At 46.3% G+C, this 3,036-nt stretch carries 3 protein-coding genes; all 3 read right to left on the bottom strand.

Features of this window, described 5'->3' with window-relative positions; genetic code table 11:
• Positions 1-63 precede the first annotated feature (63 nt).
• Positions 64-1,557 (bottom strand): lysine--tRNA ligase, encoded by a 1,494-nt coding sequence (gene lysS / locus ACTF5U_RS07050; protein WP_438970932.1) that lies wholly within the window; start codon positions 1,555-1,557, stop codon positions 64-66.
• A 12-nt stretch (positions 1,558-1,569) separates the two neighbouring features.
• Positions 1,570-2,647, bottom strand: a protein-coding gene (gene prfB, locus ACTF5U_RS07055; protein WP_438970933.1) for a peptide chain release factor 2 whose coding sequence is annotated in 2 segments (ribosomal slippage) — positions 1,570-2,592 and positions 2,594-2,647 — 1,077 coding nt in all. Because the reading frame shifts where the segments join, the coding sequence is not laid out codon by codon here.
• Between the two features lie 112 nt (positions 2,648-2,759).
• Positions 2,760-3,036 (bottom strand): peptidoglycan DD-metalloendopeptidase family protein (locus ACTF5U_RS07060; protein WP_438970934.1); only part of this gene is annotated, 277 nt, incomplete at its 5' end.

Raw genomic sequence — 3,036 nt, forward strand, 5'->3', positions numbered from 1 at the left:
AGAAGACAAGGCTGGCGGGTGAAGAACGCACCCGCCAGTTTTTAGAAAGTTTTTCTGAAAAACTTATTCCGGCCGCATATGCGGGAAAAGCAATACATCCCGAATTGACGGCGAATCCGTCAACAACATCACAAGACGATCAATCCCGATCCCCTCACCCGCTGTCGGCGGCATGCCGTATTCCAGAGCTCGGATATAATCAGCATCAAAATGCATGGCTTCATCATCACCAGCGTCTTTTTCAGCAACCTGTGCCTGAAAACGCTCAGCCTGATCTTCCGCATCATTCAGCTCCGAAAAGCCATTGGCAATCTCACGCCCACCAACAAAGAACTCAAACCGGTCTGTGACAAACGGATCATTGTCTGAACGTCGTGCCAGTGGTGATACTTCGGTCGGATAGGCAGTGATAAACGTCGGTTGCATCAAACGATGTTCGACTGTTTTCTCAAAGATTTCGATTTGGACTTTGCCCAGACCATAATTCTCTTTAATGTGGATTTCGAGACCTGCTGCAATTTCACGCGCGGCTCCCAGCGTTTCAAGATGCTCAGGTTTGATGCCCGGATTAAAGTGCAGAATCGATTCTTTTACGGTCATCCGGATAAAAGGTTCACCAAAATCGATATCCAATCCCTGATAGTTAATCTGTGTCGTACCCAGGGTATCGTTAGAAATGGTACGAATCATGTCTTCGGTCAGGTCCATCATGTCATTGTAATCAGCATAGGCCTGATAGAATTCAACCATCGTGAATTCCGGGTTATGGCGTGTTGATAACCCTTCATTACGGAAGTTACGGTTAATTTCAAATACTCGCTCAAAACCACCCACAATAAGACGTTTCAAATACAGTTCTGGTGCAATACGCAGAAATAAATCCATATCCAACGCATTATGATAGGTTGTGAATGGTCGTGCTGTGGCACCGCCTGGAATGGCCTGCATCATCGGTGTTTCAACTTCAAGATAGTCTTTTGCCATCAAATAACGGCGCACACCATCAATCAGCTTGGTTCGCAGCCGGAACACATCACGACTGGCTTCGTTCATGATGAGATCAACATAACGCTGACGATAACGGGTTTCCTGATCCGATAAACCATGGAATTTTTCTGGCAATGGACGCAGTGATTTAGTCAGCAAGTGAATGTTATCAACATGGACTGATAATTCACCTTTTTTGGTACGGAATAGCGTTCCTTCTGCCGCGAGAATGTCGCCCATATCCCAGCTTTTGAATTGCTTATAAACACCTTCAGGCAATTCATCACGGGCCACATAAAGCTGAATATCACCAGACATATCACGAATATTGGCAAAGCTGGCTTTACCCATAACGCGCTTGGTCATCATCCGACCGGCAATTTTGACCCGATGCGGTTCAGCTTTCAGCTTATCTCCATCCCAGTTCGCATACTCAGCTTGTAATTCACCATTCATCACATTACGACGGAATTCGTTCGGGAAAGCATTACCCTGTTCACGAATTGCAGCCAGTTTTTCACGGCGTTGTGCGATCAGTCTGTTTTCATCCAGTTCGTTTTCGTTGCTCATTATGTTTCCAGCTTATAGTCCTGATTTCAGTGACGCTTCGATAAATTGATCCAAATCCCCATCAAGCACTGCTTGCGTATTGCCCGTTTCAACTCCCGTTCGTAGATCTTTAATACGAGACTGATCGAGAACATAGGAGCGAATCTGGCTGCCCCAGCCGATATCGGATTTGGATTCTTCGGCTGCCTGTTTGACTTCGTTTTGCTTTTGCAATTCCAGTTCATACAATTTTGCACGTAACTGGTTCATTGCCTGATCTTTGTTTTTATGCTGAGAGCGTTCATTCTGACACTGCACAACAATATTAGTCGGTACGTGGGTAATACGAATCGCGGAATCGGTGGTGTTCACATGCTGCCCTCCGGCCCCACTTGCACGGTAGGTATCGATTCTTAAATCCGATGGGTTGATATCTATTTCAATCGTGTCATCCACTTCCGGATACACGAATATTGAAGCGAATGATGTATGCCGACGAGCACCTGAGTCAAACGGTGATTTTCGCACCAATCGGTGAACGCCTGTTTCGGTTCGTAACATACCGAATGCATATTCCCCCTCAAGACGAATAGTTGCACTTTTAATGCCTGCAACATCTCCGGCTGACACTTCCATCAACTCGACTTTGTAGTCTTGTGATTCACCCCAGCGAAGATACATGCGGAGCAAAATATTTGCCCAGTCCTGTGCTTCGGTGCCACCTGATCCCGATTGAATATCAATGTAGGCCGAATTCTTATCCAACTTGCCTGAAAACATGCGTTGGAATTCAAGCTTTTCTAGGCCTTTTTCCAGCTCATCGAGATCGGCATTGACGGCATCAAACGTCTCTTGATCGTTTTCTTCGACCGCCAGCTCAAGCAAATCTTTGGCGTCATCAAGCGTATCCGTATGACTGGATAAAGTGGTGACGATTTTTTCCAGGCTGGCACGCTCCTGACCTAGCTTTTGAGCACGATCGGGATCATCCCAGACGCTGGGTGATTCCAACTCACGTGTGACCTCGATTAATTGTTCCGCTTTGTCATCGTAGTCAAAGATACCCCCTGAGATCGTCACTGCGATCACGAAGGTCTTTAATACGTTGCATCGTTGCGCCTAGTTCCAAGGGTAACCTCTAAATCTTTAATGAAAACTTCCGGGTTCATACCCGGCAAAACGTTATATTGTAGCTGATTTAAAGCGAGTGTTGTTTGTCTGGCTCAGCGTTTGGGCAGGAAACGCATCGGATCGACAGGCTTACCGTTACGACGTATTTCAAAGTGCAGCTGATGACGTTGAGTACCCGTGCGTCCTAACAGCGCCACCTTTTGTCCGGCTTTCACAATTTCGCCTTCTTTGACAAGCAATTTATCACTGTGTGCATAGGCACTGAGGTAAACATCATTGTGTTTGATAATCAGGAGGTTGCCATATCTTGCAAGACCGTTACCGCTATAGACCACTTTACCAGATGCTGCCGCAACAATACTCTGTCCT

This window comes from Methylophaga sp. (assembly GCF_965655755.1).
Classification (GTDB): Bacteria; Pseudomonadota; Gammaproteobacteria; order Nitrosococcales; family Methylophagaceae; genus Methylophaga.